This is a genomic window from Pseudomonas sp. VA159-2, assembly GCF_024126635.1.
In the GTDB taxonomy this organism is placed as follows: Bacteria; Pseudomonadota; Gammaproteobacteria; order Pseudomonadales; family Pseudomonadaceae; genus Aquipseudomonas; species Aquipseudomonas muyukensis.
The window spans coordinates 13673-39524 of the sequence record NZ_JAMYBV010000015.1 but is presented as its reverse complement, the minus strand read 5'-3'; the positions used below and the strand labels follow the sequence as shown (position 1 = coordinate 39524).

General features: G+C 67.5%; 27 protein-coding genes. 19 read left to right on the top strand and 8 right to left on the bottom strand.

All coding sequences use genetic code 11. The features are described 5' to 3' along the window. From NJG22_RS15935 to NJG22_RS15915, 5 genes are all read left to right on the top strand, one after another. Entirely contained in the window at positions 1-657 is a 657-nt protein-coding gene (locus tag NJG22_RS15935) for a helix-turn-helix transcriptional regulator (RefSeq protein ID WP_253095842.1), read from the top strand. 76 nt (positions 658-733) lie between these two features. Continuing rightward, positions 734-1552 (top strand): molybdenum cofactor biosynthesis F family protein, encoded by an 819-nt coding sequence (locus NJG22_RS15930; protein ID WP_253095840.1) that lies wholly within the window; start codon positions 734-736, stop codon positions 1550-1552. After that, positions 1549-2340: an SDR family oxidoreductase gene (locus NJG22_RS15925; protein WP_253095838.1), complete on the top strand. Its 792-nt coding sequence runs from the start codon at positions 1549-1551 to the stop codon at positions 2338-2340. Before NJG22_RS15930 ends, NJG22_RS15925 begins: the two co-directional genes overlap by 4 nt. Continuing rightward, entirely contained in the window at positions 2337-3104 is a 768-nt protein-coding gene (locus tag NJG22_RS15920) for an SDR family oxidoreductase (protein ID WP_253095836.1), read from the top strand. Before NJG22_RS15925 ends, NJG22_RS15920 begins: the two co-directional genes overlap by 4 nt. Positions 3105-3301: 197 nt before the next feature. Further along, on the top strand, positions 3302-4615 hold the full coding sequence (locus tag NJG22_RS15915; protein ID WP_253095834.1) for an alginate export family protein: 1314 nt from the start codon (positions 3302-3304) through the stop codon (positions 4613-4615). Positions 4616-4701: 86 nt separating this feature from the next. On the opposite strand, the gene NJG22_RS15910 is transcribed toward NJG22_RS15915, so the two are convergent. Beyond that, positions 4702-5580, bottom strand: coding sequence for a Dyp-type peroxidase (locus NJG22_RS15910; protein ID WP_253095832.1), 879 nt, complete (start codon positions 5578-5580; stop codon positions 4702-4704). Positions 5581-5751: 171 nt separating this feature from the next. On the opposite strand from NJG22_RS15910, the gene NJG22_RS15905 reads away from it, so the two are divergent. Then, complete coding sequence (locus NJG22_RS15905) at positions 5752-6645, top strand: bile acid:sodium symporter family protein (RefSeq protein WP_253095830.1); 894 nt, start codon at positions 5752-5754, stop codon at positions 6643-6645. On the opposite strand, the gene NJG22_RS15900 is transcribed toward NJG22_RS15905, so the two are convergent. After that, entirely contained in the window at positions 6626-7102 is a 477-nt protein-coding gene (locus NJG22_RS15900) for a sterol desaturase family protein (RefSeq protein ID WP_253095829.1), read from the bottom strand. The two genes, NJG22_RS15905 and NJG22_RS15900, sit on opposite strands and share 20 nt — an antisense overlap. A 72-nt stretch (positions 7103-7174) precedes the next feature. Between NJG22_RS15900 and NJG22_RS15895 the strand changes: the two genes are divergently transcribed. Beyond that, complete coding sequence (locus tag NJG22_RS15895; RefSeq protein WP_253095827.1) at positions 7175-7945, top strand: class I SAM-dependent methyltransferase; 771 nt, start codon at positions 7175-7177, stop codon at positions 7943-7945. A gap of 341 nt (positions 7946-8286) precedes the next feature. Continuing rightward, positions 8287-9000 carry an MgtC/SapB family protein gene (locus tag NJG22_RS15890; protein WP_253095825.1) on the top strand — a complete coding sequence of 238 codons (714 nt, stop codon included), beginning with the start codon at positions 8287-8289 and terminating at the stop codon, positions 8998-9000. Here NJG22_RS15890 and dksA read toward each other — a convergent pair. The 3 genes from dksA to NJG22_RS15875 form a co-directional block, all read right to left on the bottom strand. After that, positions 8997-9404: an RNA polymerase-binding protein DksA gene (gene dksA / locus NJG22_RS15885; RefSeq protein WP_253095824.1), complete on the bottom strand. Its 408-nt coding sequence runs from the start codon at positions 9402-9404 to the stop codon at positions 8997-8999. The genes NJG22_RS15890 and dksA overlap by 4 nt on opposite strands. Before the next feature lie 85 nt (positions 9405-9489). Beyond that, complete coding sequence (locus NJG22_RS15880) at positions 9490-10827, bottom strand: dihydroorotase (RefSeq protein ID WP_253095822.1); 1338 nt, start codon at positions 10825-10827, stop codon at positions 9490-9492. 2 nt (positions 10828-10829) lie between these two features. Further along, entirely contained in the window at positions 10830-11390 is a 561-nt protein-coding gene (locus tag NJG22_RS15875) for a carbonate dehydratase (RefSeq protein WP_186662146.1), read from the bottom strand. A 195-nt stretch (positions 11391-11585) separates the two neighbouring features. Here NJG22_RS15875 and NJG22_RS15870 point away from each other — a divergent pair, with 195 nt between their 5' ends. From NJG22_RS15870 to NJG22_RS15860, 3 genes are all read left to right on the top strand, one after another. After that, positions 11586-12095, top strand: coding sequence for a GNAT family N-acetyltransferase (locus NJG22_RS15870; protein WP_253095820.1), 510 nt, complete (start codon positions 11586-11588; stop codon positions 12093-12095). A 64-nt stretch (positions 12096-12159) separates the two neighbouring features. After that, positions 12160-13788: an MFS transporter gene (locus NJG22_RS15865; RefSeq protein WP_253095818.1), complete on the top strand. Its 1629-nt coding sequence runs from the start codon at positions 12160-12162 to the stop codon at positions 13786-13788. Then, positions 13785-14927: an HlyD family secretion protein gene (locus NJG22_RS15860; protein WP_253095816.1), complete on the top strand. Its 1143-nt coding sequence runs from the start codon at positions 13785-13787 to the stop codon at positions 14925-14927. The genes NJG22_RS15865 and NJG22_RS15860 overlap by 4 nt, the downstream gene beginning before the upstream one ends. A 118-nt stretch (positions 14928-15045) precedes the next feature. Here the strand turns inward: NJG22_RS15860 and ppk2 are convergent, their stop codons facing one another. Beyond that, positions 15046-15867, bottom strand: a complete 822-nt coding sequence (ppk2, locus tag NJG22_RS15855; RefSeq protein WP_217847977.1) for a polyphosphate kinase 2 — start codon at positions 15865-15867, stop codon at positions 15046-15048. A 213-nt stretch (positions 15868-16080) separates the two neighbouring features. Here ppk2 and NJG22_RS15850 point away from each other — a divergent pair, with 213 nt between their 5' ends. From NJG22_RS15850 to NJG22_RS15840, 3 genes are all read left to right on the top strand, one after another. Next, positions 16081-16710 (top strand): hypothetical protein, encoded by a 630-nt coding sequence (locus NJG22_RS15850; protein WP_253095814.1) that lies wholly within the window; start codon positions 16081-16083, stop codon positions 16708-16710. A 189-nt stretch (positions 16711-16899) separates the two neighbouring features. Next, entirely contained in the window at positions 16900-18198 is a 1299-nt protein-coding gene (locus NJG22_RS15845) for an MFS transporter (RefSeq protein ID WP_253095811.1), read from the top strand. Positions 18199-18311: 113 nt separating this feature from the next. Next, on the top strand, positions 18312-18632 hold the full coding sequence (locus NJG22_RS15840) for a hypothetical protein (RefSeq protein ID WP_253095809.1): 321 nt from the start codon (positions 18312-18314) through the stop codon (positions 18630-18632). Positions 18633-18699: 67 nt separating this feature from the next. On the opposite strand, the gene NJG22_RS15835 is transcribed toward NJG22_RS15840, so the two are convergent. Continuing rightward, positions 18700-19632, bottom strand: a complete 933-nt coding sequence (locus tag NJG22_RS15835) for a LysR family transcriptional regulator (protein WP_217847981.1) — start codon at positions 19630-19632, stop codon at positions 18700-18702. A gap of 113 nt (positions 19633-19745) precedes the next feature. Between NJG22_RS15835 and NJG22_RS15830 the strand changes: the two genes are divergently transcribed. Beyond that, complete coding sequence (locus NJG22_RS15830; protein WP_253095807.1) at positions 19746-19991, top strand: DUF2790 domain-containing protein; 246 nt, start codon at positions 19746-19748, stop codon at positions 19989-19991. A gap of 99 nt (positions 19992-20090) precedes the next feature. Further along, positions 20091-21395: an MFS transporter gene (locus NJG22_RS15825; protein ID WP_253095805.1), complete on the top strand. Its 1305-nt coding sequence runs from the start codon at positions 20091-20093 to the stop codon at positions 21393-21395. A 196-nt stretch (positions 21396-21591) separates the two neighbouring features. Here the strand turns inward: NJG22_RS15825 and NJG22_RS15820 are convergent, their stop codons facing one another. Further along, the gene (locus NJG22_RS15820; protein ID WP_253095803.1) at positions 21592-22287 is read right to left on the bottom strand and encodes a tRNA (adenine(22)-N(1))-methyltransferase TrmK; all 696 of its coding nucleotides are present in this window, start codon (positions 22285-22287) and stop codon (positions 21592-21594) included. Positions 22288-22452: 165 nt separating this feature from the next. On the opposite strand from NJG22_RS15820, the gene NJG22_RS15815 reads away from it, so the two are divergent. The 3 genes from NJG22_RS15815 (at position 22453) to NJG22_RS15805 (ending at position 25671) form a co-directional block, all read left to right on the top strand. Further along, positions 22453-22833 carry a RidA family protein gene (locus NJG22_RS15815; RefSeq protein ID WP_253095801.1) on the top strand — a complete coding sequence of 127 codons (381 nt, stop codon included), beginning with the start codon at positions 22453-22455 and terminating at the stop codon, positions 22831-22833. Between the two features lie 135 nt (positions 22834-22968). Further along, the gene (locus NJG22_RS15810) at positions 22969-24969 is read left to right on the top strand and encodes a U32 family peptidase (protein ID WP_253095799.1); all 2001 of its coding nucleotides are present in this window, start codon (positions 22969-22971) and stop codon (positions 24967-24969) included. Positions 24970-25113: 144 nt separating this feature from the next. Then, positions 25114-25671, top strand: a complete 558-nt coding sequence (locus tag NJG22_RS15805; RefSeq protein WP_253095797.1) for a transcriptional regulator — start codon at positions 25114-25116, stop codon at positions 25669-25671. Positions 25672-25852: the final 181 nt, after the last annotated feature.

Here is a 25852-nt window from a genome sequence, read left to right as displayed (position 1 = left end):
GTGGCCAGCACCGCCCAGGCGCTTGGTCGCTACTGCCTGCAAGCCTTCAGCCAGCAGGTGCCGGCGTCGCTGGCGGCCTTTTATCGGATCGACGCCGCGCAGCAGGCCTGCGACTTCCTGTTGCAGGACCTGCAGGCACCCATGCATGCGCGCTACCTGGCGCACTACCGGGCCTACGACCCGCTGCAACCGGGGCGCTGCCTGGCCATCGGCCAGCCGGTGGTGTCGCTGCGCCAGGGCCTGGCCTGCCTGCCCGAGGCCCAGGGGCAGGCCTACCGAGGCTTTCTGGCGCAACACCAGGTGGTGGATGTGGTGGAAATCATCGCCCAGGTCGATGCGCGCCCGGTGGCGGGGGTGTCGCTGTTGCGCTGTCCGGACCTGGGCCAGTTCCAGGCCGACGAACTCGAACGCCTGCTGCCGCTGCACGGCCTGATGCAGCTGGCCCTGGCCAGCCAAGCGCCGGCCCGTTGCGTCATGCCTGAACTGACCCCAAGGGAACGGCAGATCGCCGAACTGCTGCGCCAGGGCTGCAGCAACAAGTTGATCGCCCGTGCGCTGGGCCTGGGCCTGCCGACCGTGAAGACCCACCTGATCAACCTGTTCCGCAAACTCGGCGTGAGCAACCGCACCGAGCTGGTGGCGCAGCTGTACCTGTGACTCAACCTTGCGGTTGATACCGTCGCGTGCGCCTGCGCTGCACCCTGGGGGTCTCTCAACCACAGGAGTCACCGCCATGTCCCCGCAAGCCGACTGGATCACCGTGGGCGCCCTTGCCGAAGGCTTCGCCCCAGGCGCCTTCATCCTGCCGCAACTGGCCGACCTGTCCGGGCGCAGCCTCAGCCTGCACTTCGCCAACGGCTGGGTCATCGAGCACCGTTTCGACGCCGAGCGCCTGCACTGGCACGCCGCCGATGGCCACAGCAGCGGCAGCGCCGACTATCGCGCCACCTCGGTGCGCCCGGGCATCTACCTGGTGGATTTCATCAAGCACGACGCCGGCCAGGCCTGCTCGGTGTCGCTGGTGCTCGACACGCACACCCAGGCCTTCACCGCCGTGCTCGGCCGCCTGCCCGAGCAGGCCCGCACCCAGCGCGGGCTGTATGCGCTGGCCCTGGCCGGCGAGCCACTGACCGGCGTCGAGGCCACCTTCCTGCACGGCAGCCTCGACCGCCCCTGGCAACCAGGCGCTTGCCCGCACGCGCCGAGCACCGAGCTGGTGGGCCTGCGCAACCATTACCGCTACAGCCCCAGCGAGGAATACGAGCACCTCTACCTCAACGCCAACCACTACAGCTGGCAGTGCCTCAAAGGCGTCGAGCAGGGCCTGTGCGACACCGATCGCGCCTACTACTACAAGATCGCCGAGCAGCTGTACTTGTTCGTCTGGTGCGAGAAGATCGTGCCGACCCTGGGCCTGGTGCTGATCGACCTGGCGCAACAGCGCAGCGACGGCAAGATCTTCGGCTACCAGGGTGGCGGCTTCGACAGCCTGGCCAACTTCCCGGTGTCGTCCTATTGCCGGGTGGTCAATCGCACGGAGTACCCGCTGTGAGTCGCAGTGTCCTGATCACCGGCGCCGGCAGCGGCATCGGCGCGGCCTGTGCCCAGCGCCTGGCGCACCAGGGCTGGCAGGTGGCGCTGCTCGGTCGGCGCCGGGCAGCACTGGAGCAGGTGGCGCAGGCCTGCGGCGGCCTGGTGCTGGCCGGCGATGCGGCAGACAGCGCCGCCTGGCCCGCGTTCATCGGCCAGTTGCGCGAACGCTTTGGCGGCCTCGACGCAGTGATCGCCTGTGCCGGCGGCCACGGCCTTGGCCGCGCCGGCGATATCGATGACGCGGCCTGGCGCGCGGCGCTGCGCAGCAACCTCGACAGCGCCTTCCAGACCGCCCGCGCCTGCCTGCCACTATTGCGCGAGCGGCAAGGCAGCCTGGTGCTGCTGGGCTCCATCGCCTCGCTGGCGGCCGGCCCCGAGGTGTGCGGCTACACCACCGCCAAGCACGCCCTGATCGGCCTGACCCGCTCCCTGGCCCGCGACTACGGCCCGGACGGCGTGCGGGTCAACTGCGTCTGCCCAGGTTGGGTGCGCACGCCCATGGCCGACCAGGAAATGCAGGCGCTGATGAGCCATTACCAGGAGGACCTGGAGGCCGCCTACCGGCGGGTCAGTGCCGATGTGCCGCTGCGCCGCGCCGCCAGCAGCGACGAGATCGCCGCGGTGTGCCAGTTTTTGGTCGGCAGCGACGCCAGCATTGTCACCGGCGCGGTGATCACCGCCGATGGCGGCGCCACGGTGGTCGATGTGCCGACCTTGGCCTACGCCCGCCTGGCGCCACAACCATGAACGCCCGCTACGATTTCAGTGGCAGCACGGTACTGGTCACCGGCGCGGCCGGCGGCATCGGCCAGGCCATCGTCGCAGGCTTCGCCCGCGGCGGCGCCCGGGTGCTGGCCGTGGACCTCGATGACGCAGCCTTGCAAAGCCTGCAGGCCCGGCATTCGGCATTGGGCCATGCGCTGCAGGCCCATGCCCTGGACCTGGCCGACCACGACGCCATTGCCGCACTGCTGGCGGGCCTGGAGCGCCTCGACGTGCTGGTGCACAACGCTGGGTACTTCCCCCTTACCGCGTTCGCCGAGCTCGACCCGGCGCGGCTGCGGCGCACCTTGGCGGTGAACCTGGAGGCGCTGTTCTGGCTGACCCAGGGCGCGTTGCCGCTGTTCACCCGCCAAGGCGGTGGTTGCGTGCTGGCCACCTCGTCGGTGACCGGGCCACGGGTGGCCTACCCCGGGCTCTGTCATTACGCCGCATCCAAGGCCGGCGTCAATGGCTTCATCCGCAATGCGGCGCTGGAGCTGGCTGCGCTGAATGTGCGGGTCAACGGTGTCGAGCCGGGGATGGTCCGCACCCCGGCCATGGGCAACCTGGGCGACACCGCGTTGAACGCGAGGATCGCCGCCGCAGTGCCTCTGGGGCGGCTGGGCGAACCGGCCGATATCGCCGCAGCGATGTTGTTCCTGGCCTCCGACGCCGCCCGCTATGTCACCGGGCAAACCCTGGTGGTTGACGGCGGCGCCACCTTGCCAGAAAGCCTGGCCTGCTTGTAGGCGCCGGCCTCGCTGGCGAACCAGGCAGCGCCGTGGAGGGCACCGGCTACATCTACCCCGCCCCGTGGCGGTGACAGCCAAGCCCCCTGGCAGCCAAGGACAAGACCGCGCCCGCCCGACCACGCGCTAATACCCCGTCACCTGCCTCCACAACGACGCGGCAACCAAGACCGCACACAACAAACGAGGATCGACCCATGCGTTTCACCCCACGCCGCACCGCCCTGGCCAGCGTCCTGGCCCTGCTGGTCCACGGCCCGGCCAGCCTGGCCCATGAGCTGTACGCCGACCATGACACCCACCTCAACGCCGACCTGCTCGCGGTCTGGGGCATGTTCAACAGCCGCCACAACTACGATGGCAGCCCCGGCGGCTCGACCTGGCGCGAAGGTTTCATCAAGTACGGACTGAGCGGCGACCAGGGCCTGGGCGGCAACGGCACCCTGTATGGCGCGCTCAACTGGGTCAGCTCCGGCGCCTGGGGCGATGGCGATGCCGGGGGCAACCAGGACGGCTCCGAGCGCACCAGCAAGATCGAGGACGCCTACCTGGGCTGGCGCTCCGGCGCGTTGTTCCCGGGCCTGGGCCAGGACGGCGTGGACATTTCCGGCGGCCGCCAGGTGATCCAGCTGGGCAGCGGGTTTCTGATCAACGACGACGGCCCCAACCTGGGCAAGGGCCCGGGCGAGGGCCAGCTCAACCGTGGCGGCGGGTTCTACCTTGGCGCCCGCCATGCCTTCGACCGCACCGCGCTGCTGCGCCTGGGCGGCAAGCACGGCCTGCATGGCAGCGTGCTGTGGCTCAAGTCCGATAACCGTGCCCAGGCCGAGACCGAACTGGCCGCCGGCACCCTGGACTACACCCACGCCCTGGGCACCCTGGGGCTGACCTACATCCATGGCATCGACGTCGCCGACCAGTGGGCCAGCGAATTCCAGAAGGCCCGGGAGGGCATGGATGTGTACAGCCTGCGTGGCGAAGGCAGCGCCGGCCTGGACAACACCCGACTGGCGTTCGAGTACGCCTGGCAGGACAGGCGCGGCGGCAGCGAGAGCGCCTGGTATGCCGAGGCCGGCTACACCTTCGCCGACCTGCCCTGGGCGCCGCAGCTGAGCTATCGCTACACCCGCTACTCGGCCGGCTGGGACCTGCTGTTCACCGGGCTGTCCAGCGGCTACGGCACCTGGATCCAGGGCGAGGTGGCCGGCAACTATGCCGGGCCGTTCAACAGCAACAGCGGCATCCACCATGTCGGCCTGAAGGCCACGCCGCGGGACGACGTCACCCTTGGCGCGCTGTTCTTCGACTTCAACACCGTGCGCAGCCGCGACACCCTGAACCTGGATGCCCAGGAGCTGGACTTGTATGTGGAGTGGGCGGTGACCCCGCACCTGATCGTCACCCCGCTGCTGGGGCTGTTCAAGCCGCGCAAGGATGCCAGCAATGGCGGCAACCAGGTGGGCAGCGGGACCAATGTGTACAGCCAGCTGACGGTGGCGGTGCCGTTCTGAGTCATCGCCGGGCAAGCCCGCTCCCCGGCTGAGCCGGGCATCAGGCTCAAGGCGTGGGAGCAGCCTTGCCCGGCGATGAGGGCCGGTCAGCCCAGCAGAAGGCGCAGGTCGGCGCCGGTTTCAGCCAAGGGCGGGCACCAGTAGTAGCCGCCGCTCAACGGCCGGCTGAAGCGGTACAAGCCGTCGATCACGCCATCTTCCAGCCCGCTCATGCGCCGCAGCTGTACCTCGAAGGCATCCAGCGACAAGCCCAGGGCGACGAACGCCAGGCCCGCGCCGCGCTCGTCGGCCCAGGCCACCGAGCGGCGCACCACGAACGCCTCGGGGGCGAAGCTTTCCTGGGCGGTGCGCTTGACGTGGGCCGACGCTGGCGCGTCATCGAGTTCTTCGTTGTCGCTCAGGCGGCGGCCGATGATGTTGTCCTGCTCCGCCTGGGGCAGCGACTTGAAGTAGTTCAGGTCATGCTTCCACAGCTGGAAAGCCGCAAAGCTGGAGCCGGCCAGGCCCGGGGCGTCGCCCGGCACGATGGCGGCGGCCACGGCGTCTTCGTCCACCGGGTTCTCGGTGCCGTCTTCGTAACCGGTCAGGTCATGGCCGCCGCGGTGCAGGAAACCGTCGACGCTGTCGACCAGGCGCAGCGCCGGGGCCAGCAACTGGCGCAAGGCTTCGCCGCGCAGGAACAGATCGCCGCGTTCCTCGCCGCGCAACCACAGCCACAAGGCGTGCTGGGTGGCCGGGTTCTCCACCACCGCATCCAGTTGCGGGAAGCTGCGCAGCCCCGGCACTTCGCGGCCCAAGGCTTTGACCAGGGGAGCGCCGATGGCGAGGATCAGGTTCTGGCCATCGACCTGGGCGATCAACTGGTCGAGTACCCCAGGCAAGGCCTCGTGCGAATCCAGGGCAAAGAACAGGTGGCGGGCATGGGCCGGCACCGGGGTGGCAAGCAGACCTTGCTGGAACGGCATGACAGGCTAATCCTCGGCAAAAGCGCGAATGCTACTGCGCTAGGCGCCTGACCGCAACGCGTTGCAGGCCAGGGCCCTGGTAACAAACGGTTACCAATGCTGGCCTGTTGCGATTAGCTATCGTTCAGGGGACGCCTACACTCGTCGAATCCTTCGCCCGAGAGCCCACCCATGACCGCCTCGCCTCTGCTGACCGCCGTCCTGCCCCTCGCCCTGGGCATCATCATGCTGGGCCTGGGCCTGTCGCTGACCCTGGCCGACTTCGCCCGGGTGGTGAAGTACCCCAAGCCGGTGCTCATTGGCCTGGCCTGCCAGATTGTGCTGCTGCCGCTGGTGTGCTTCCTGATCGCCAATGGCCTGGGCCTGGAGGCGGCGCTGGCGGTGGGCCTGATGCTGCTGGCCGCCTCGCCGGGCGGCACCACCGCCAACCTGTTCAGCCACCTGGCCCATGGCGACGTGGCGCTGAACATCACCCTCACCGCAGTCAACTCGTTGATCGCCATCCTGACCATGCCGCTGCTGGTCAACCTGTCGTTGAGCTGGTTCATGGCCTCCGACCAGGCCATCCCGCTGCAGTTCGCCAAGGTCATGCAGGTGTTCGCCATCGTCCTGCTGCCGGTGGCCCTGGGCATGCTGATCCGCCACTGGGCGCCAGGCTTTGCCGCGCGCATGGAAAAACCGATGAAACTGGTGGCGGCGCTGTTCCTGGCCTTCACCATCGTCCTGGCGCTGGCCAAGGACTGGCAGACGGTGGTCGACTACGCGCCGATCGTTGGCGGCGCCGCGCTGCTGTTCAACCTGCTCAGCCTGGGAGTGGGCTACTGGGTGCCGCGGCTGCTGAACATTCCCAGGCGCCAGGCGATCGCCATCGGCATGGAGATCGGCATCCACAACGGCACCCTGGCCATCGCCCTGGCGCTGAGCCCATCGCTGCTCAACAACGCGACCATGGCAGTGCCGGCGGCGATCTACAGCTTGATCATGTTCTTCACCGCGGCCGGGTTTGGCTGGTGGGTCAGCCGTGGGCAACGTGCCGAGCGCGTGGTCAGCGAACCGCTCGGCTGATGCGCCGTCGTTTCAGCTGCCCTTTCAACACCCGCAATGGCGGCGCATAGAAGAAGCCGAACGACACGCTGCCCTGGCGCCCTTTGACCGCATGGTGCAACCGATGTGCCCGGTACAGCCGCTTCAGATACCGATTGACCGGCTTCGGCGCCCGCGGCCAATGGCGGTGGAACAAACCGTCATGGGCCAGCACATAGGCCACCCCATAGCCGGCCACCCCGGCGCCCACCCACTGCAGCGGCGCGTGCCCGGCCTTGCCCAGCGCTACCAGGGCCAGGGCGATCAGGCCCAGGGCCACCAGGTACAGGTCGTTGGTCTCCAGCATTCCCAACTGCGGCTCGTGGTGCGAGCGGTGCAGCCACCAGCCCCAGCCATGCATGACGTACTTGTGGGCCAGCGTACCGACGCCCTCCATGGCCACCAGGGTGCCGAACAGCACGGCAAGATTGAACAGCATCAGACGATCCGGGGGTTGGCAACGAAAGGCGCAAGGGTACCATTGCCGGCAGGTCAATCGGAGGGGCTTTCGATGAAGGATGTACACGCCGCGGCCAGTACCGGCTATACCCGCTACTCGGGCAACTATGAGCAAGGCCGGCCGGACTATCCCGTCGCCCTGCAGGGCTGGTTGCGCGACACCCTGGGCATCGCCCGCGGCACCCCGGTGCTGGACCTGGGCGCCGGCACCGGCAAGTTCACCCGCCTGCTCAGTACCCTTGCGCCGCAGCTGACGGCCGTCGAGCCGGTGGCGGCAATGCGCGGGCAATTCGCCGCGCACCTGCCGGGCGTGCCGGTGCTCGACGGCAGCGCCCAGCACATCCCCCTGGCCGACGCCAGCCAGCAGGTGCTGGTGTGTGCCCAGGCCTTCCACTGGTTCGCCAGCAGCGACGCCCTGGCCGAGATGCATCGGGTGCTGGCCCCCGGTGGCCGCCTGGGGCTGGTGTGGAATGTACGCGACGAATCGGTGGACTGGGTGGCGCGCATCACCGCGATCATCACCCCCTACGAGGGTGATACCCCACGCTTTCACAACGGGCGCTGGCGCGCTGCCTTCGATGGCCGTTGGTTCAGCGCGCCGCAGTTGACCACCCTGCCCCATGTGCACCCAGGCAGCCCGCAGGCGGTGATCCTCGAACGGCTGCGCTCGGTGAGCTTCATTGCCGCCCTGCCCCAGGCCGAACAGGACCAGCTCATGGGCCAGCTGCAGGCGCTGATCGACAGCCACCCCGACCTCAAGGGCCGCGAGCACATCGCCTTCCCCTACCAGACCCAGGCCTACGTCTGCCAGCGCCTGGCGTAACACAATCGTCATGTGCCACGCCTTGACCCGGGGCGGGTCGAGGCGTATGGTCCGCCGCGCACTCAAGCATCCCCTCACAGGAGACCCCTGCATTGGACAGTAGCCCCAGTCGATTGCGACAGGCCCACACGGCGAGCTAGTCCGGCAGCGTCCCTGCCACTGTCTCGCCGCCCACGGTAGACGGTGGTTCCCCGGCCCTTGGCGGCCGGTGCTTCCCCCTGTTTCCCCACACCTTGCCCGCTGCCGGGCCGGGTCGGTGGTCCTGCGCATTCGTTGCTTTCAATCGCGCCGCCGCAAGGTTGGCGCCTGAACGGGTATTCGCCCGTGGAACGAGGTTCGCTATGGATTGGAAAGTCTTTCTGCTGCGCGTGAGCGTGGCCCTGCTGCTCGGCGCGCTGATCGGCGCCGAGCGCCAACTGCGCCAGCGCCTGACCGGCCTGCGCACCAACGCGCTGGTCAGTACCGGCGCCTGCCTGTTCGTGCTGATGACCCAGGCCGTGCCGGGCATGGCCCCTACCGATGCCTCGCGCATCGCCGCCTATGTGGTATCGGGCATCGGTTTTCTTGGCGGCGGCGTGATCATGCGCGACGGCTTCAACGTGCGCGGCCTGAACACCGCCGCGACCCTCTGGTGCACCGCTGCGGTCGGTGTGCTGTGCAGCCTCGGCCTGCTGCTCGAGGCCAGCCTGGGCAGCCTGGTGGTGTTGTGCGCAAATATCCTGCTGCGCGACCTGGCCCAGCGCCTGGACCGCCAGGAGGTGCTGCCGGCCAGCGAGGTCGAGCAGCGCTTCGAGGTGCGCATCGTCTGCCGCGCCGAGGACGAGATCCAGGTCCGCAGCCTGATGCTGCACAGCCTGAGCGACCCTGGGCTGCGCCTGCAATCGCTGCACAGCGAGGACCTGGCCGATCCGACACGCCTGGAAGTGCGCGCCGAACTGCTCGGCACCGCGCAGGCGCCCACCCAGCTGGAACGCCTGGTCGGCCGGGTGAGCCTGGAGAAAGGCGTCAGCTCGGTACGCTGGCAGCTCCAGGCCCAGGGGTTGAACGCCGACTAGCCATCGTCGCGCAGGTGCCGCTCACGCAACTCCTGACGCTCCTTGGCCTCGATGCACAGGGTGGCGGTGGGCCGCAGCAACAGGCGGCGCAGACCGATCGGCTCGCCGGTCTCGGCGCACCAGCCGTAGTCGCCGCGGGCCAGGCGCTCCAGGGCCTGGTCGATCTTGTCCAGCAGTTTCTTTTCCCGCTCCAGGGTGCGCAGTTGCCAGTGGCGCTCGGCCTCGGCGCTGCCGATGTCGGCAGGGTCGCTGTGCACCTCTTGTTCGCGCAGGGCACGCAACTCTTGCTCGATGCGCACCTGCAACTCGGCGCGCTGGGCCAGCAGCAGGTTGCGGAAGAATTGCCGCTGGGGTTCGTTCATGTAGGCGGTGGCGGGTTGTTGCAGCAGTTGTTCTTCAGTCATGGGATACATCCAAAAAAGCCAGGCGCCAAACGCCTTGTCGCGGGGCAAGCCCGCTCCCACAGGGCTGCGACGCAGCCCCACGCTGTCAGCGGTCGAACATCAAAGGCAGGCCCTGGCATTGATCACGCACCCGTCCTTGGTGCCAGGCCAGTTGCCCCGACACCACCGTGCTGCGCACCAGGTGGTGAAAACTGCGCTGCTGGAATGGGCTCCAGCCGCAGCGCGCCAGCACCGGGTCGGCGGCGGCCGGGCGCGGTGTGGCCAGGCGCTCGACCAGGGCGAAATCGGCCCAGTAGCCCTCGCGCAGAAAACCCCGCTGGCGAATGGCGAACAGCTCGGCCACCGCGTGGCTGGTCTTGCGTACCACCTGGGCCATGCTCAACAGCCCTTCGCTGACCAGCTCCAGCGCCGCCGGCAGCGCATGCTGCACCAGCGGCAGGCCGGCCGGCGCGCGGCTGTAGGCCCGGCGTTTTTCCTCCAGGGTGTGCGGCGCATGGTCGGTACCGATCACGTCGATCACGTCGCTGGCCAGGGCCCGGCGCAGGGCGTCGCGGTCGCTGGCGGTCTTGATCGCCGGGTTGCACTTGATCAGGTGTCCCAGGGTGGCGTAGTCGCTGTCGTCGAACAGCAGGTGATGCAGGCACACCTCGGCGGTGATGCGCTTGCCGGCCACCGGCCCAGGCTGGAACAACGCAAGCTCCCGCGCGGTGGTCAGGTGCAGCACGTGCAGGCGCGTGCCGAAGCGTCGGGCCAACGCCACCGCCAGGCTGGAGGAGCGGTAGCAGGCCTCGGCATCGCGGATCAGCGGGTGCGCCGCCGGCGGGATGAACTCGCCATGGCGGCTGCGCCACCAGCGCTCGTTCTCGAGGATGCTCGGGGTGTGCTCGCAATGGGCCAGGACAAGGGTCGGCGCATAGATGAACAGCTTCTCCAGCACCTGCGGGTCGTCCACCAGCAGGTTGCCGGTGGAGGCGCCCATGAACACCTTGATCCCGGCCACCGCGCAGGGGTCGAGGGCGGCGATGGTGTCGAGGTTGTCGTGGCTGACGCCAAAGTGGAAAGCGTAGTTGGCCCGGGAGCCGGCGGCAGCGCGTCGCTGCTTGTCGGCCAGGGCCTCGAGGGTCAGGGTCGCCGGCTGGGTGTTGGGCATGTCCATGAAACTGGTGATCCCGCCAGCCACCGCCGCCCGCGACTCGCTGGCGATGCTGCCTTTGTGCGGCGCGCCGGGCTCACGGAAATGCACCTGGTCATCGATCATCCCCGGCAACAGCCAGGCACCCGCGGCATCGAGCTCCAACGCCGCCTGCACGTTATCGAGGCTGCTGGCGATCCGCTCGATGCGGCCATGGCGCACCAGCAGGTCGGCTTCGAACTCGCGCCCCTCATTGACCAGCCGGGCGTTGCGCACCAACAAGTTGTTCATCGTCAGAACTCGTTCTGCAGGGCCTTGTAGCCCTGCACCAGGTCGATGTTGGTGCGCGCCACGTCCTCGGAGAACTCCGAAGCCGACACGCTGACCGGCGGGTAGCTGGCCAGGTCGGTGTGCGGGCCGATGTGCTCGGTGGGTGGCACGTAGAAGCGCGGCGGCAGGTCGCGGCCGTCGACCACCGAGTTGTGTCGCACCACGCTGCCGTCGCCGACCTTGCAGTTGAACAGCACGCTGTTGAAGCCGATGAACACCCGGTCGCCCACCTCGCAGGGGCCATGCACGATGGAGCGATGGGCAATGGAGCTGTACTGACCGATGCGCACCGCGGCGCCGGACTTGGAATGGATCACCACGCCATCCTGGATGTTGGAGTTGGCGCCGATGACGATCGGCTGCATGTCGCCACTGGCGTCCACCTCGTCGGCGCGGATCACTGCGTAAGGGCCGACGAACACGTTGTCGTGGATGATCACCTTGCCGCAGATGATGGCGGTGTGGTCGATGTAGGCCGACTCGGCGATTTCGGGGAGGTGGCCGGAGGGGTTCTTGCGGATCACGGGGGCGGTCCTGGGCAAAAGGAAGATCTATAATGTTACGTTATAACAGTCTCTTTGCAACACCTTTGCAGGAGGATCTGGCAAACTCGACCCCTTGCCGGCGAACACCGGTGTAGCCGGTGCCATCCACGCTGTTGCCTGGCTCGCCAGCACGCTGGCCCCCACCCTCAACGCTCAAAACGCCAGGCCTTTACCATGCGCATTCGCCCCACCCTCGCCCGCGACGTCGCCCTGCTGCCGGCCCTCGAGCGTTCGGCCGCCCAGGCCTTCCGGCAACTACCGGCCCTGGCCTGGCTGGCCGACGGCGCCGTCATGACTGAAGCCGACCACCTGGCGTACGTCAGCGCCGCCAGCAGCTGGGTCGCGGTGGATGAGTACGACACCCCGGTGGGTTTTCTCTGCGCGACGGTCGCAGGCGACGCCCTGCACATCGACGAGCTGTCGGTCGGGCTCCAGGCCCAGGGCCATGGCCTGGGGCGGCGCTTGCTCGACCGGGCCAGCGCCTCCGCCCGCCAGCACGGCCAGCGCTGCCTGACCCTGACCACCTTCGCCGAGGTGCCGTGGAACGCCCCGTTCTACCAGCGCTACGGCTTCGTGCCGTTGTCGGTGGGGCAACTCGACGCGCGCCTTTCAGCCGTGCTGGCCGCGGAACTCGCCCACGGCCTGCACAACCGCTGCGCCATGCGCCTGTCGCTCGCCCTGTGAGCCGCGGTATCCAAGGCCCCGCCTCTCACGTAAAGTCAGCTGACCCGCGGTAACGGACAACCCGATGGATAAATACGCCCCTCGCCAGTGGCTGCCGCACGAAAAGCCCAGCCTGCCCGGTTCGCCTTCCACGCCCCTGCACGCGCCGGCCAAGCGCCTGGCCTACGGCGTGGTCGGCCTGCTGGTGGCCATCACCGGTGGCCTGGGCAACGCGCTGGTGGTGGCCAACCTGCCGTTCCTGCAAGGCGCCCTGGGCGCCACCAGCGCCGAGATGGCCTGGCTGCCGGCCGCCTTCGTGATGACCAACGTGTCGATGAACCTGCTGCTGGTGAAGTTCCGCCAGCAATTCGGCCTGCGCGCCTTCACCGAGGTGTTCCTGGTGCTCTATGCCCTGGTCACCTTCGCCCACCTGTTCGTCAACGACCTCAACTCGGCCATCGCCGTGCGCGCCGCCCACGGCATGGTCGGCGCCGCGCTCAGTTCGCTGGGGCTGTACTACATGATCCAGGCCTTCCCCGCCCAGTGGCGGCTCAAGGCCATGGTGCTGGGCCTGGGCGCCTCGCAACTGGCGGTGCCGTTGGCGCGGATCTTCTCCGAGGACCTGCTGCAGATCGCCGAATGGCGCGGGTTGTACCTGTTCGAATTGGGCCTGGCGCTGGCGGCGCTGGGTTGCGTGCTGCTGCTCAAGCTGCCGCCGGGCGACCGCTTCAAGACCTTCGAGCCGCTGGACTTCCTGACCTTCACCCTGATGGCCAGCGGCACCGCCCTGCTCTGCGCGGCGCTGTCGCTCGGGCGCATCGACTGGTGGCAGGATGCGCCGTGGATCGGCGTGGCGCTGGCGGCGGCCATCGCCTTGATCTTCTCGGGGCTGGCCATCGAGCACAACCGCAGCAACCCCCTGTTGATGACCCGCTGGCTGGGCAGCGGCGCGATCATCCGCCTGGCCCTGTGCGTGATCCTGATCCGCATGGTCACCTCCGAGCAATCCACCGGCGCGGTGGGTTTTCTGCAGGCACTGAACATGAGCAGCGAGCAGATGCGCACGCTGTACGCGATCATGCTGCTGGGGGCTATCGCCGGGCTGGCCAGCAGCGCCCTGACCATCAACCCCGCCCACCTGGTGCTGCCACTGTTTGTCTCGCTGGCGGCGATGGCCACCGGCGCCTTCATGGACAGCAGCTCGAGCAACCTCACCCGCCCGGCGCAGATGTACCTGAGCCAATTCCTGCTGGCCTTCGGCAGCACCTTCTTCTTCGGCCCGTCGATGGCCCTGGGCATCAGCCATGTGCGCGCCAACCCGCGCAACCTGGTGAGCTTTTCGGTGCTGTTCGGGATCTGCAACAACCTCGGCGGCCTGATCGGCTCGGCGTTGCTGGGCACCTTCCAGACCCTGCGCGAGAAGTTCCATTCCAGCACCCTGGTCGACCAGCTCAGCAGCCTTGAACCGCTGGTCGGCGCACGGATCCAGGGTGGCGGCGCCAGCTACGCCGGGGTCATCGTCGACCCGGCGCTGCGCAACGAGGTGGGCATGCGCCTGCTGGCCAACGCGGCAACCCGCGAGGCCAACGTGCTGGCCTACAACGATGTGTTCATGCTGATCGGCGTGATCGCTATCCTGACCATGATCTGGATCTTCATCCGCAGCCTATACCTGCGCTACCTCAACGCCACCCGCGGTGCCCCGACCCGATGACCCAGGAAACGCCCACGACCACCACCACCGCCATCGCCGAAACCCCAGAGGGCAGCGCGCCACCCAGCGAGCCGAGCAGCCCGGCGCGCACCCGCAGGGTACGCCTGCTGTCGTCGCTGAGCTTCGCCGCCGTGGCCCTGGCCGGCATCCTGCTGGTGCTCTACGCCTGGCGCCTGCCGCCGTTCAGCAGTGCCATCGAGAGCACCGAGAATGCCCTGGTACGCGGCCAGGTGACGATCATCGGCCCGCAGCTGGGGGGCTATATCGTCGAGGTGCCGGTGCATGACTTCCAGTTCGTCAAGCAAGGCGACCTGCTGGTACGCCTGGATGACCGCATCTACACCCAGCGCCTGGCCCAGGCCATTACCCAGCTCAAGCAGCAGCAGGCGGCGCTGGCCAACAACCTGCAGCAACGCAACAGCGCCGAGGCCACCATCGCCCAGCGCCAGGCGGCGATAACCGATGCCGCGGCCCAGGCCGACAAGGCCCGCGCCGACCTGCAGCGCAACCAGGCGCTGGTCAGCGACGGCTCGGTGTCGCGCCGCGAGCTCGACCTCAGCCGCGCCAGCCAGGCCGCCGCCATCGCCAGCCTGGCCCAGGCCAAGGCGGCACTGGAGATCGCCCGCCAGGACCGCGAGACGGTGATCGTCAACCGCGCCGCCCTGCAGGCTTCGGTGGAGAACGCCAAGGCCGCCGTCGAGCTGGCCCGCATCGACCTCGACAACACCCGGGTCAAGGCCCCGCGCGACGGCCAGCTCGGCCAGATCGGCACTCGCCTGGGCGCCTACGTCAACCCAGGCGCGCAGTTGATGGCGCTGGTGCCCGATACCCTGTGGGTGATCGCCAACATGAAGGAGACGCAAATGGCCAACGTGCGCGTCGGCCAGCAGGCGACCTTCACCGTCGATGCGCTCAACCACTTGAAGCTGCGTGGCCATGTGCAGCAGATCTCGCCGGCCACCGGTTCCGAGTTCGCCTTGCTGCAAGGCGACAACGCCACCGGCAACTTCGTCAAGATCGCCCAGCGCATCCCGGTGCGCATCACCGTCGACGCCGGGCAGGCCGATGCCCGGCACCTGAGGCCGGGGATGTCGGTGGTGGTGAGTATCGATACCCATCAAGGCGTGGTTGCCGAATAAGGACCATCCGCATGACCGCCATTCGAATACCGCGTCACCGATGGCGCGCCGGCCTTTGAGTATTCCGGGTCTGCCGAACGCCAGATCAGCGCATGCACCAAGGCCCACTCTCCATGATTCAAAACCGCTCGGCGACCATCTTGAACGGGTAAGGCTGGGCCTGGTACTTGCCGATCTTGCCGCGCTTGGGCAGCACCACCTTGTGTTCGTGGCGCAGGTCCTTGTAGGGGATCTGCTGCAACAGGTGGCTGATGATGTTCAGCCGCGCCTTGCGCTTGTCTTCGGAGCGCGCCATGTACCAGGGGGCCCAGGAAGAGTCGGAGGCGGCGAACATGTCGTCGCGGGCGCGGGTGTAGTCGTCCCAGCGGTTATAGGACTTGACGTCCATCGGTGACAGCTTCCACAGCTTGCGCCCGTCGTTGATGCGGTCCTGCAGGCGCCTGGTCTGCTCCTCGGCGCTGACTTCGAGCCAGTACTTGATGAGGATGATCCCCGACTCGACCATCATCCGCTCGAACATCGGCACCACGGTGAGGAACTTGTGCGCCTGCTCGTCGCTGCAAAAGCCCATCACCCGCTCGACCCCGGCGCGGTTGTACCAGCTGCGGTCGAAGATCACCACCTCGCCGGCGGCCGGCAGGTGGGTCAGGTAGCGCTGGGCGTACATCTGGGTCTTTTCCCGGTCGGTGGGCGCCGGCAGCGCCACCACGCGGAACACCCGTGGGCTGACCCGCTCGGTAATGGCCTTGATCGTGCCGCCCTTGCCGGCACCGTCGCGGCCCTCGAAGACGATGCACACCTTAAGGCCCTTGGCCACTACCCACTGCTGGAGCTTGACCAGTTCCACGTGCAGGCGCTTGAGCTGCGCCTCGTAATGCTTGCGCCCGAGTTTTTCCGATGCGTTGTCGTGCTTGCGTTTGCTACCCCCGGCCTTGGCCATCGCCTGCTCCTCGTTGACGGTCCCCGGTGGCACCGGGGCGAATCACAGGAGTATGGATGAGCGTTGGCAAATTGCCGGGCAAGCCGCCGCCGCGGTGCATGGGTGCTTTGCCAACCGCCGCACAACCGCGCCGACATGTCGTCTTGCCACGATTGCGGGAGCTCTGCAACGCGGGTTTTAATCCTGGCGTCGTACATTCAAGGAAGCCTTACCATGGACAGGAAGCTCATAGCGCTGGCACTGCTGGCAACCTTGGCCGGCTGCTCGGGCGGCCAGCAGCCCAACGAAGCCGACCTACGCCAGGCCGCCCAGGCCTACCTCGATACCCAGTACCCCTACTGTTTCGTGATCAGCGCTTTTCCTACCCGCACCCGCGATTTCGATGTCGAGGGGACCAACCAGGCCCTGCATGCCCTGGCCCAGGTCGGGGTGGTCAGCGAGCGCGAGATCAGCCGCACCGAAGTGCCCGAGCGCCTGTGGCAACCGGCGCGAACCGATATCTACTATGCCTATGAGCTCACCGACGAGGGCCGCCGCTACTACAAGGCCGATGTGCGCCAGGACAAGGCTGGCAGCCTGGGTGGGTTGTGCTTTGGCAAGGCCGAGGTCACCGCCATCAAGGGCTTCAGTGAACCCAGCGAGCACCAGGGGCGGACCCAGGCACAGGTCACCTACAGCTACCGGGTGACCGACCTGCCGAGCTGGGCCGCCGATCGCGCGGTGCAGGCGGGAATCGCCGGGCTTGGCCAGGCACTGGCCAGTGCTGAGCAGCCCTTGGAGGAAACCCGCAGCATGGTGCTGACCGAGCGGGGCTGGGTGCATGAGCGGTTGTTGCTCAACTGAAATAGGGGGGGGCTGTAAATCCCGCCCCCTGCGGCCTCTCGTCGCAGGCACCTCCCCCTTGGCAAATCCGCCACACACCGTAAAATCCCGCCTCCTTTTCCCGTCGCCCCCGGCCTTGCGCCTCCTGCCCACGCGCAGCGCTCGCGCGCCGACACGGCGTATATCCGCGTGTTCCAACTTGAGGTACGTATGTCTGCGCGTTTGCTGGCGATGGCGCTGGCGCCCCTGCTCGGCTTGTTCATCATTGCCCTGGGCAATGGCTTCCTGTCATCCCTGACCACCCTGCGCCTGGGCGCCGCCGGCGAATCGGCGACCACCATCGGTATCGTCTCCTCGACCTACTTCATCGGCCTGACCCTGGGCGCAGTGTTCAACGACCGGTTGATCCTGCGCATCGGCCATATCCGCGCCTACAGCAGCTTCGCCGCGCTGATCGGCGCGACCATCCTGCTGCAAGGGCTGTTCTACGACACCACCTGGTGGTCGGTGCTGCGCCTGATCAACGGCTGGGCCGCCGTCGGCGTGTTCCTGGTCATCGAGAGCTGGCTGCTGCTGGCCGGCGACGCCAAGATCCGCGGTCGCCTGCTGGCGCTGTACATGATCACCTTCTACGGCGCGGGGGTGATCGCCCAGGCCGGCCTGGGCGAGATCACCCGCCTGGGTGACACCGCGCCGTTCATGCTCGCCGGCATGCTGGCCACGCTGTCGGTGCTGCCGATCGTGATCCTGCCGCGGGTATCGCCGCTGCTGGACCAGGTCGAGCCGCTCAAGCCGCGCCAGTTGCTGGGCGTGGCGCCGACCGGGCTGGTCGGCTGCTTTGGTTCCGGCGTGGCCATTGCCGCGATCTACACCCTGCTGCCGCTGTACCTGCAGCGCATCGGCATGGATGTGGGCGAGGTCGGCGGGATGATGGCCTGGGTGATCCTCGGTGCCATGCTGTTGCAGTACCCGGTGGGCCGCTGGTCCGACCGCAAGGACCGGCAGACCGTGCTGATCGCCCTGGCGGCGCTGTGTACCGTGCTGTCGCTGCTGATCGTGCTGCTGCCGGCCGACACCCTGCTGCTGCCGGCCCTGCTGTTCCTGCTCGGTGGTGGCGTGTTCGCGCTGTACCCGGTGGCGGTCAGCAGCGCCGCCGACCGGGCCCCGGCCGATGCGCTGGTGCCGATGATCCAGGGCCTGCTGCTGATCAACTCGCTGGGTTCGGCGCTGGCGCCACTGGCCATTTCGCCGATGATGACCTCCTACGGCGAGGTCGGGCTGTTCTGGGCCTTCGCGGTGATCAACCTGGCCATGGTCGCGTTCTTCCTGTGGCGCCGCGGCAAGCGCCCGGCCCCGGAGCACCCGGCACCGTTCGCGCCGACCGCGACCTTCTCGCCGACCGGTGCCGAGCTGCGGGTCACCGAGGACCTGATGCACGCGGCCCAGGAGCATCCGACCCTGGATGCGATGGCGGCCGCGCCTGCGAACCCTCGGCCCGACCTCGGCTGAATCCGCCAAGGGCCGCTGCGCGGCCCTGTTCGTGACCGGTCGTCGCGCCGCGGGCACCTCGGACCGGCACCGGTGGCCAAAGCCATGACAGTTCATCCCACAGGAGACGCATCATGGTCCGTAACCGCCCCCTCGCCGTCCTGCTGGCCCTGACCCTGGGCCTGGCATCGGCCGTCAGTTTCGCCGCCACCGACATGCACGGCAGCGCTGGCCACAGTGGCCAGTCATCGGGCGATCAGCCCAAGGGCAAGACGGCCGGTGAAGGCAGCAGCGTGAACGATCCCGGCGGCAGCCGCAGCAATGACAGCAGCGATACCGGCAGCGGTTCGGATGCCGCCGACGGCGCCGCGGGAGGCTCGAACAGCACCGGCGAGGCAACCGGCAGTGGCGCCGGGGCGTCGGGAGGTACCGCCGAGGACCAGGACAGCCGCTAAGGCTTGAGGCCATTGCCGCAGGCGCCGGCCTTGCCGGCGCCTGCGGCAATGGCAGCATCAGGTCCCCTCAACGCCAATACCGCGCCTGCTCCACCACCCGCTCGTGCTCGGCAAACAGCAACGGCAACTGCGCCTTGAGATAATCCAGCCAGGTGCGCACCTTGGCATCCAGGTAATGCCGCGACGGGTAGATCGCATAGATCTCGCGCTGGCGTAGCCGATGCGGGGCCAACAAACGTAGCAGGCGCCCTTCTTCCATCGCCAGGCTCGCCGAATAATAAGGCAGCAGCCCGATCCCCATGCCCAGCTCCGTGGCCTTGAGCATCGCGTCGGCGACATTGGTCAGGAAGGTGTCCTGGGGCACGATCACGCAATCCTGCGGGCTGCCTTCGAACGACCAGTCCTCCTCGAACAACGGGTCGACCGTGCGCAGGCAGACATGCCCGTGCAGGTCTTCGGGGCGCTGCGGCACGCCCTGGCGCTCGAGGTAGTCGGGCGAGGCGCACAGAATGCTGTGGATGCTGCCCAAGGGGATGGCGATCAGTTGCGAGTCCGGCAGGCCCTGGCCGATGGCGATCACCACATCATGCCCTTCGGCCAGCGGGTCGGGGTTGCGCTGGGACAGTGTCAGCTCCATGACCACCTCCGGGCAGGTCGCGTTGTAGCGCGCCACCAAAGGCATCATCAACAACCCCAGGCCGTGGGTGCAATGGATGCGCAAGCGCCCACGCGGGGTCAGGTGGGCGCCACGGGCCTCGTCCATGGCTTCCTCGGTGAGCAGCATGATCTGTCGCGCACGCTCCAGGAAGCGCTCGCCCGCCTCGCTCATGCGCAGGCGTCGGGTGGTGCGGTGCAACAGGCGGGTCTGCAACTGGTTCTCCAGTTCGGCAACGATCCGCGATACCTGCGCCGCCGAGATGTCCAGGGCGCTGGCCGCCGCCGCGAAGCTGCCGCACTCCACCACCCGGGCAAAGGTGCGCATTGCATGCAGCATATCCATGAGCTGATGCCTCATTCATACGTAATGAGCATGAATCTATCACGGGATAGCCCATTTATTGTGAAACGTAAATGAATGGATCATGAGGCATGTTTCACAAACAGGAGCTGCTCATGAAATCTTCACTCGCCTTCATCGCCCTTTGCACTTCGCTGGCTTCGTTCGGCGCCTTGGCCGCCACTGACGCCCAAACCTACGAATACGGCATGCCGCTCGACGTGGCCAAGGTCATCTCCATCACCCCGGCGAGCAACGCCGCCGACTGCCAGATAGGCACCGCGCACATGGTCTACATCGACCGCCAGGGCCAGACCCGCGAAGTCGACTACCGCGAAATGGGCAACTGCTCGCAGCAGTGAGCTGCGGGAAAAATACCAGCCAACGTACTGAAAGTGCATTTGCCCTGCCCTCGCCACAGCGCATGATCTTCCGGGACAACAACAAGAACAGCCCGGACCATGAACCCGACCGATAACCCCGCCGCGCCCTGCGCCCCCGCCTCGCCCAGCACCCACGCCCGTGTCACCTGGCGGCTGATGCCGCTTTTGCTGGTGTGCTACCTGTTCGCCCACCTGGACCGCATCAACATCGGCTTCGCCAAGATGCAGATGAGCGCCGACCTGGGCTTTTCCGATACCGTCTACGGCCTTGGCGCCGGGCTGTTCTTCATCGCCTACGCGCTGTTCGGGGTGCCCAGCAACCTGGCCCTGGAACGGGTTGGGCCACGCCGCTGGATCGCCACGCTGATGATCACCTGGGGGCTGCTGTCCAGCGCCATGATGAGCGTCGAGGGCGCCGCCGGGTTCTATGTCCTGCGCTTTTTGCTGGGGGTGGCCGAAGCGGGCTTTTTCCCCGGCATCCTGGTGGTGCTCAACCGTTGGTACCCCGCCCGGCGCCGGGCCCAGGTCACCGCGCTGTTCGCCATTGCCGTGCCGCTGGCCGGGGTGCTCGGCGGGCCGTTGTCCGGCGCTATCCTGCAGGCCATGCATGACCACGGCGCGTTGCGCGGCTGGCAGTGGATGTTCTTGATCGAGGGCATGCCGGTGGTCCTGCTCGGCCTGGTGGTACTCAAGGCACTGCCGGACAGCTTCGAGCAGGTGAGCTGGCTGAGCGACGCGCAAAAGCACGCCCTGCGCACGGAAATGGCCGGCGAAGAGCGCCGCAAGCCGGTCACGTCCTGGCGCGGGCTGTGCAGCGATGCCCATGTGTGGTTGCTGGTGGCGGTGTATTTCGCGGTGATGCTGGCGGTCAACACCCTGGCGTTCTGGATGCCCAGCCTGATCCATGGCGCCGGTATCGGCAGCGACGGCCAAGTCGGCCTGCTCAGCGCCATTCCCTACCTGGCCGGTTGCCTGTTCATGCTGGCCTGCGGGCGCTCGTCCGATCGCCTGGCTGAGCGCCGTTGGCACCTGTGCGTGCCGTTGCTGATGGCCGCCGCCGGCATCGCTTTGGCGGGCCTGGTACCTGGTAGCCCGTTGCTGGTGATGGCTGGGCTGGTGGTCGCCGGCATGGGTGCCAGCGCGGCCCTGCCGATGTTCTGGCAACTGCCGCCGGCGTTCCTGGCGGGCACTGCCCAGGTCACCGGGATTGCCATGATCAGTTCGTTCGGCAGCATCGCGGCGTTCCTGGCGCCTTACCTGATCGGCTGGATGCGCGATACCGCCGCAAGCCCAGGGCTGGCCCTGCAGGTGCTGGCGGTGGCGATCATGCTGGGTGGGTTGCTGGTGCTCAAGGTGCCGGCGGCGCTGGCGGATCCGTGCTGACCGCCGTGCTGTCGCGCAGGGAACCATGCCCTGTGGGAGCGGCCTTGCGTCGCGAAAGGGGCGCGTAGCGGCCCTAGATTCCGAGCCCTCATCGAAATTGCTGGGGCTGCTGCGCAGCCCTTTCGCGACGCAAGGCCGCTCCCACAGCGTTAACGGTTTGTTCCATGGTAGCCGGCTTGCCAGGCGCCGCGCGCAATCAGCCCAGCAGCTCGCTGATCCAGCGGGCCTGCTGGGTCATTTCCCGCACCTTCTGCTCCGGTACCGCCTGCCGTGCTCGGGCGAAATTTTCCAGGGTCTGCTGCTTCTGGCGCAGCATGCGCCGCCACTTGACCAGGAACGCTGGGCTGCGCGCCGCCATCAGCAACGGACCGAAGTACAGCTGCTCGGCGCTGTAGCGCACCGCCTCGCTGCGCTCGGCAACGATGATTTCGTAGTCGAAGCGGTTCTCGCGCAGCACTTCCTCGACCAGGATCCGATAGCCGTTGTCCATCAACCACTGACGCAGCGGCTGCTCGCCGCCGTTGGGTTGCAGGATCAGGCGCTCCTGGCCGCTGAGATACGCCTTGCCCGCCTCGAGGATGGCGCAGATGGTCTCGCCGCCCATGCCGCAGACACTGACCGCGGTGATGCCATCCTGCGCCGCGATCGCCGCCAGGCCATCGGCGTGACGCACGCTGACCTGCGCCTCGAGGCCGTTGTCACGCACGGTGCGCTGGGCCGAAAGAAACGGCGTCAACGCCACCTCGCCGGCCACCGCGGCGCTGATCGCCCCACGGCGCACCAGCGCCACCGGCAGGTAGCCGTGGTCCGAGCCGATATCGGCCAGGCGCGCGCCCGCCGGGACATGGGCCGCCACGCGCTCCAGGCGCGCGGACAATCTGTGTTCGTTCAACTGCTGCCTCTCTCACAACCTAGGCCCGGCGCCTACGGCCGGGTCGGGGCGCGATTCTGCCGGGGCTGGCCGTGCATTTCAAATGCCCGCGACCAGTACCCGCCTCGACCTGCCCGGCGCGCTCGCGTAGGCTTGCCGCTTTCCTTCCGTTGCAAGGCGAGCCCCATGGCCAATAACGACATCATCTACACCCCCGATCCAGACGCCGACTCGATTTCCTCGGACGTCGCCGAGTACAACGGCATCCTGGTCAGCACCCAAATCCCGGTGCACGCCGACGGTAGCCTGGAGCTCGGCGACATCACCACCCAGTGCGAATGCACCCTGCAAGCGCTGAAAGTCGCCCTGGAACGCGCCGGCAGCTCGATGGACCGGGTACTGCACCTGACCATCTACCTCACCGACATGGCCGACCGCGCCGCGTTCAACGAGGTCTACCAGCGCTTCTTCAGCAAGCCATGGCCGGTGCGCGCGGCAGTGGGCGTGGCTGCGCTGGCGTTCGCAGGGATGCGCGTGGAGGTGACGGCGATGGCGGCCAAAGGCTGAAGTCAACGCGGTCGCTCGCGGGGCAAGCTGCGCTGTCACGCCCCGCGAACCAGGCCATCCAGCACCCTGAGGGTGCCGTCGAACCATTTCACCGCTACAATGCCCGCCTCACCGTGAAGCCCGACCTATAACGACATGTCCCTTCCAAAGCACCACCTGGAACTGCTCAGCCCTGCCCGTGACGTGAGCATCGCCCGCGAGGCGATCCTGCACGGCGCTGACGCCATCTACATCGGCGGCCCAAGCTTCGGCGCGCGCCACAACGCCTGCAACGATGTCAGCGACATCGCCGGCCTGGTCGAGTTCGCCCGGCGCTACCACGCCCGGGTGTTCACCACCCTCAATACCATCCTCCACGACAACGAACTGGAACCTGCGCGCCAGCTGATTCACCAGCTGTACGACGCCGGCGTCGACGCGCTGATCGTCCAGGACCTGGGGGTGATGGAGCTGGACATCCCGCCGATCGAGCTGCACGCCAGCACCCAGACCGACATCCGTACCCTGGAGCGGGCCAAGTTCCTCGACCAGGCCGGTTTTTCCCAGCTGGTGCTGGCCCGTGAACTGAACCTGCAGCAGATTCGCGCCATCGCCGCCGAAACCGACGCGGCCATCGAGTTCTTCATCCATGGCGCGCTGTGCGTGGCCTTCTCCGGTCAGTGCAACATTTCCCACGCCCAGACCGGGCGCAGCGCCAACCGTGGCGACTGCTCCCAGGCCTGCCGCCTGCCGTACACCCTCAAGGACGACCAGGGCCGCGTGGTCGCCTTCGAGAAGCACCTGCTGTCGATGAAGGACAACAACCAGACCGCCAACCTGGCCGACCTGGTCGATGCCGGCGTGCGCTCGTTCAAGATCGAGGGCCGCTACAAGGACGTGGGCTATGTGAAGAACATCACCGCCCACTACCGCAAGGAACTCGACGCCATTCTCGAAGGCCGCCCGCAACTGGCCCGCGCCTCCAGCGGCCGTACCGAGCACTTCTTCCTGCCCGACCCGGACAAGACCTTCCACCGCGGCAGCACCGACTACTTCGTCACCGAGCGCAAGGTCGACATCGGCGCCTTCGACTCGCCGACCTTCACCGGTTTGCCGGTGGGCGTGGTGGAAAAAGTCGGCAAGCGCGACCTGCAGGTGCTCACCGAGGTGCCGCTGACCAACGGTGACGGCCTGAACGTACTGGTCAAGCGTGAAGTCGTAGGTTTTCGCGCCAACATCGCCGAGCTCAAGAGCGAATCCGAGGAAGACGGCCAGAAGCGCTACCGCTACCGCGTCGAACCCAACGAAATGCCCGAGGGCCTGTACAAGCTGCGCCCCAACCACCCGCTGTCGCGCAACCTCGACCACAACTGGCAGCAAGCCCTGCAGCGCACCTCGGCCGAGCGCCGTGTCGGCATCGAGTGGCACGCGGTACTGACCGAACAGCGGCTGATGCTGACCGTCAGCAGCGAGGAAGGCGTCAGCGTGCAAGTGGCGCTGGACGGCCCGTTCGGCGTGGCCAACAAGCCGCAGCAGGCGCTGGAGCAACTGCACGACCTGCTCGGCCAGTTGGGCACCACGATGTACCACGCCAACGCCATCGAGCTGGATGCGCCACAGGCGTACTTCATCCCCAACTCGCAGCTCAAGGCCCTGCGCCGCGAAGCCATCGAGGCGCTGACCCAGGCTCGCGTCCAGGCCCACCCGCGCGGCTCGCGCAAGGCCGAAACCACACCGGCGCCGGTATACCCAGAGTCGCACCTGTCGTTCCTGGCCAACGTCTACAACCAGAAGGCCCGCGACTTCTACCACCGGCACGGCGTGCAGCTGATCGACGCGGCGTACGAAGCGCACGAGGAGCACGGCGAAGTGCCGGTGATGATCACCAAGCATTGCCTGCGCTTCTCGTTCAACCTGTGCCCCAAGCAGGCCAAGGGCGTCACCGGGGTGCGCACCAAGGTGGCGCCGATGCAACTGATCCAGGGCGACGAAGTGCTGACCCTTAAGTTCGACTGCAAGCCGTGCGAGATGCATGTGATCGGCAAGATGAAAAGCCACATCATCGACTTGCCGACCCCCGGCAGCGCGGTGGCCCAGGTGGTCGGGCACATCAGCCCGGAAGACCTGCTCAAGACCATCCCGCGCGCCCCTCACTGACCCAGTGGCAGCCGACTGGCTGGCGAACCGGCGACACAGCGCCGGGTTCGCCAGCAAGATGCAGCATCGAGTTCGAGTCTTTTTAGTCTCACATGATACACTCGAGCATCTTTGGCATAGCCAGACATCGACTCGAGGCCCCCCATGCGCATCACCCTCCAAGAAGAACGCCTGCTCAAGGCGCTGGCCCACGCCATCGTGGTCCATCCCCGTGCCACCCTCAAAGAGCTGGCCGAGACCGCCGGCGTCAGCAAGGCCACCCTGCACCGCTTCTGCGGCACCCGGGAAAACCTGCTGAGCATGCTCGAAGACCATGGCGAACACGTGCTCAACCAGGTCATCGAGCAAGCTGACCTGACCCAGGCCGAGCCGCTCCACGGTATTCGCCACCTGATCGCCGAACACCTCAAGCATCGGGAGATGCTGGTGTTTCTAATGTTCCAGTATCGCCCCGACACCCTGCTCAACGACGCCGAGGACCAGCGCTGGCTGGCCTATACCCAGGCCATGGACGCCTTCTTCCTGCGCGCCCAGCAACTGGGCGTGCTGCGCATCGATATCAGTGCGGCGGTCTTCACCGAGATGTTCATGACCATGATCTACGGCATGGTCGATGCCGAGCGCCGCGGCCGCGCCGCCAGCGCCAACAGCGCCCAGACCCTCGAGCAGCTGTTCCTGCAGGGGGCCCTGGCACCTGCCTGAGGCCGCTCGGCGAGCACCTTGTGCCGCCGAACACCTGTCAACCATCACGCCCCTGTCTCACCCCGTCTCATTCTGCGACACCCCGCGCCACCCCCAGCCTGCGCCACCCAGGACAAAACCCTTTGGCGCCGGGCCCCATCGCAACGTCACAGCCCTTGGCACGCCCCTTGCCAAAGCCCTG

Excerpts from the sequence above, each read along its gene's own strand:
- NJG22_RS15815 (WP_253095801.1), top strand. The coding sequence starts at position 22,453 with ATGGCCAATAACGACATCATCTACACCCCCGATCCAGACGCCGACTCG.
- NJG22_RS15870 (WP_253095820.1), top strand. The coding sequence starts at position 11,586 with ATGCGCATTCGCCCCACCCTCGCCCGCGACGTCGCCCTGCTGCCGGCC.
- NJG22_RS15890 (WP_253095825.1), top strand. The coding sequence starts at position 8,287 with ATGGATTGGAAAGTCTTTCTGCTGCGCGTGAGCGTGGCCCTGCTGCTC.
- NJG22_RS15825 (WP_253095805.1), top strand. The coding sequence starts at position 20,091 with ATGAACCCGACCGATAACCCCGCCGCGCCCTGCGCCCCCGCCTCGCCC.
- NJG22_RS15900 (WP_253095829.1), bottom strand. The coding sequence starts at position 7,102 with ATGCTGTTCAATCTTGCCGTGCTGTTCGGCACCCTGGTGGCCATGGAG.
- NJG22_RS15850 (WP_253095814.1), top strand. The coding sequence starts at position 16,081 with ATGGACAGGAAGCTCATAGCGCTGGCACTGCTGGCAACCTTGGCCGGC.
- NJG22_RS15865 (WP_253095818.1), top strand. The coding sequence starts at position 12,160 with ATGGATAAATACGCCCCTCGCCAGTGGCTGCCGCACGAAAAGCCCAGC.
- NJG22_RS15810 (WP_253095799.1), top strand. The coding sequence starts at position 22,969 with ATGTCCCTTCCAAAGCACCACCTGGAACTGCTCAGCCCTGCCCGTGAC.
- NJG22_RS15905 (WP_253095830.1), top strand. The coding sequence starts at position 5,752 with ATGACCGCCTCGCCTCTGCTGACCGCCGTCCTGCCCCTCGCCCTGGGC.
- NJG22_RS15835 (WP_217847981.1), bottom strand. The coding sequence starts at position 19,632 with ATGGATATGCTGCATGCAATGCGCACCTTTGCCCGGGTGGTGGAGTGC.
- NJG22_RS15860 (WP_253095816.1), top strand. The coding sequence starts at position 13,785 with ATGACCCAGGAAACGCCCACGACCACCACCACCGCCATCGCCGAAACC.
- NJG22_RS15805 (WP_253095797.1), top strand. The coding sequence starts at position 25,114 with ATGCGCATCACCCTCCAAGAAGAACGCCTGCTCAAGGCGCTGGCCCAC.
- NJG22_RS15845 (WP_253095811.1), top strand. The coding sequence starts at position 16,900 with ATGTCTGCGCGTTTGCTGGCGATGGCGCTGGCGCCCCTGCTCGGCTTG.
- NJG22_RS15915 (WP_253095834.1), top strand. The coding sequence starts at position 3,302 with ATGCGTTTCACCCCACGCCGCACCGCCCTGGCCAGCGTCCTGGCCCTG.
- NJG22_RS15880 (WP_253095822.1), bottom strand. The coding sequence starts at position 10,827 with ATGAACAACTTGTTGGTGCGCAACGCCCGGCTGGTCAATGAGGGGCGC.
- NJG22_RS15920 (WP_253095836.1), top strand. The coding sequence starts at position 2,337 with ATGAACGCCCGCTACGATTTCAGTGGCAGCACGGTACTGGTCACCGGC.
- NJG22_RS15910 (WP_253095832.1), bottom strand. The coding sequence starts at position 5,580 with ATGCCGTTCCAGCAAGGTCTGCTTGCCACCCCGGTGCCGGCCCATGCC.
- NJG22_RS15930 (WP_253095840.1), top strand. The coding sequence starts at position 734 with ATGTCCCCGCAAGCCGACTGGATCACCGTGGGCGCCCTTGCCGAAGGC.
- NJG22_RS15840 (WP_253095809.1), top strand. The coding sequence starts at position 18,312 with ATGGTCCGTAACCGCCCCCTCGCCGTCCTGCTGGCCCTGACCCTGGGC.
- ppk2 (WP_217847977.1), bottom strand. The coding sequence starts at position 15,867 with ATGGCCAAGGCCGGGGGTAGCAAACGCAAGCACGACAACGCATCGGAA.
- NJG22_RS15895 (WP_253095827.1), top strand. The coding sequence starts at position 7,175 with ATGAAGGATGTACACGCCGCGGCCAGTACCGGCTATACCCGCTACTCG.
- NJG22_RS15830 (WP_253095807.1), top strand. The coding sequence starts at position 19,746 with ATGAAATCTTCACTCGCCTTCATCGCCCTTTGCACTTCGCTGGCTTCG.
- dksA (WP_253095824.1), bottom strand. The coding sequence starts at position 9,404 with ATGACTGAAGAACAACTGCTGCAACAACCCGCCACCGCCTACATGAAC.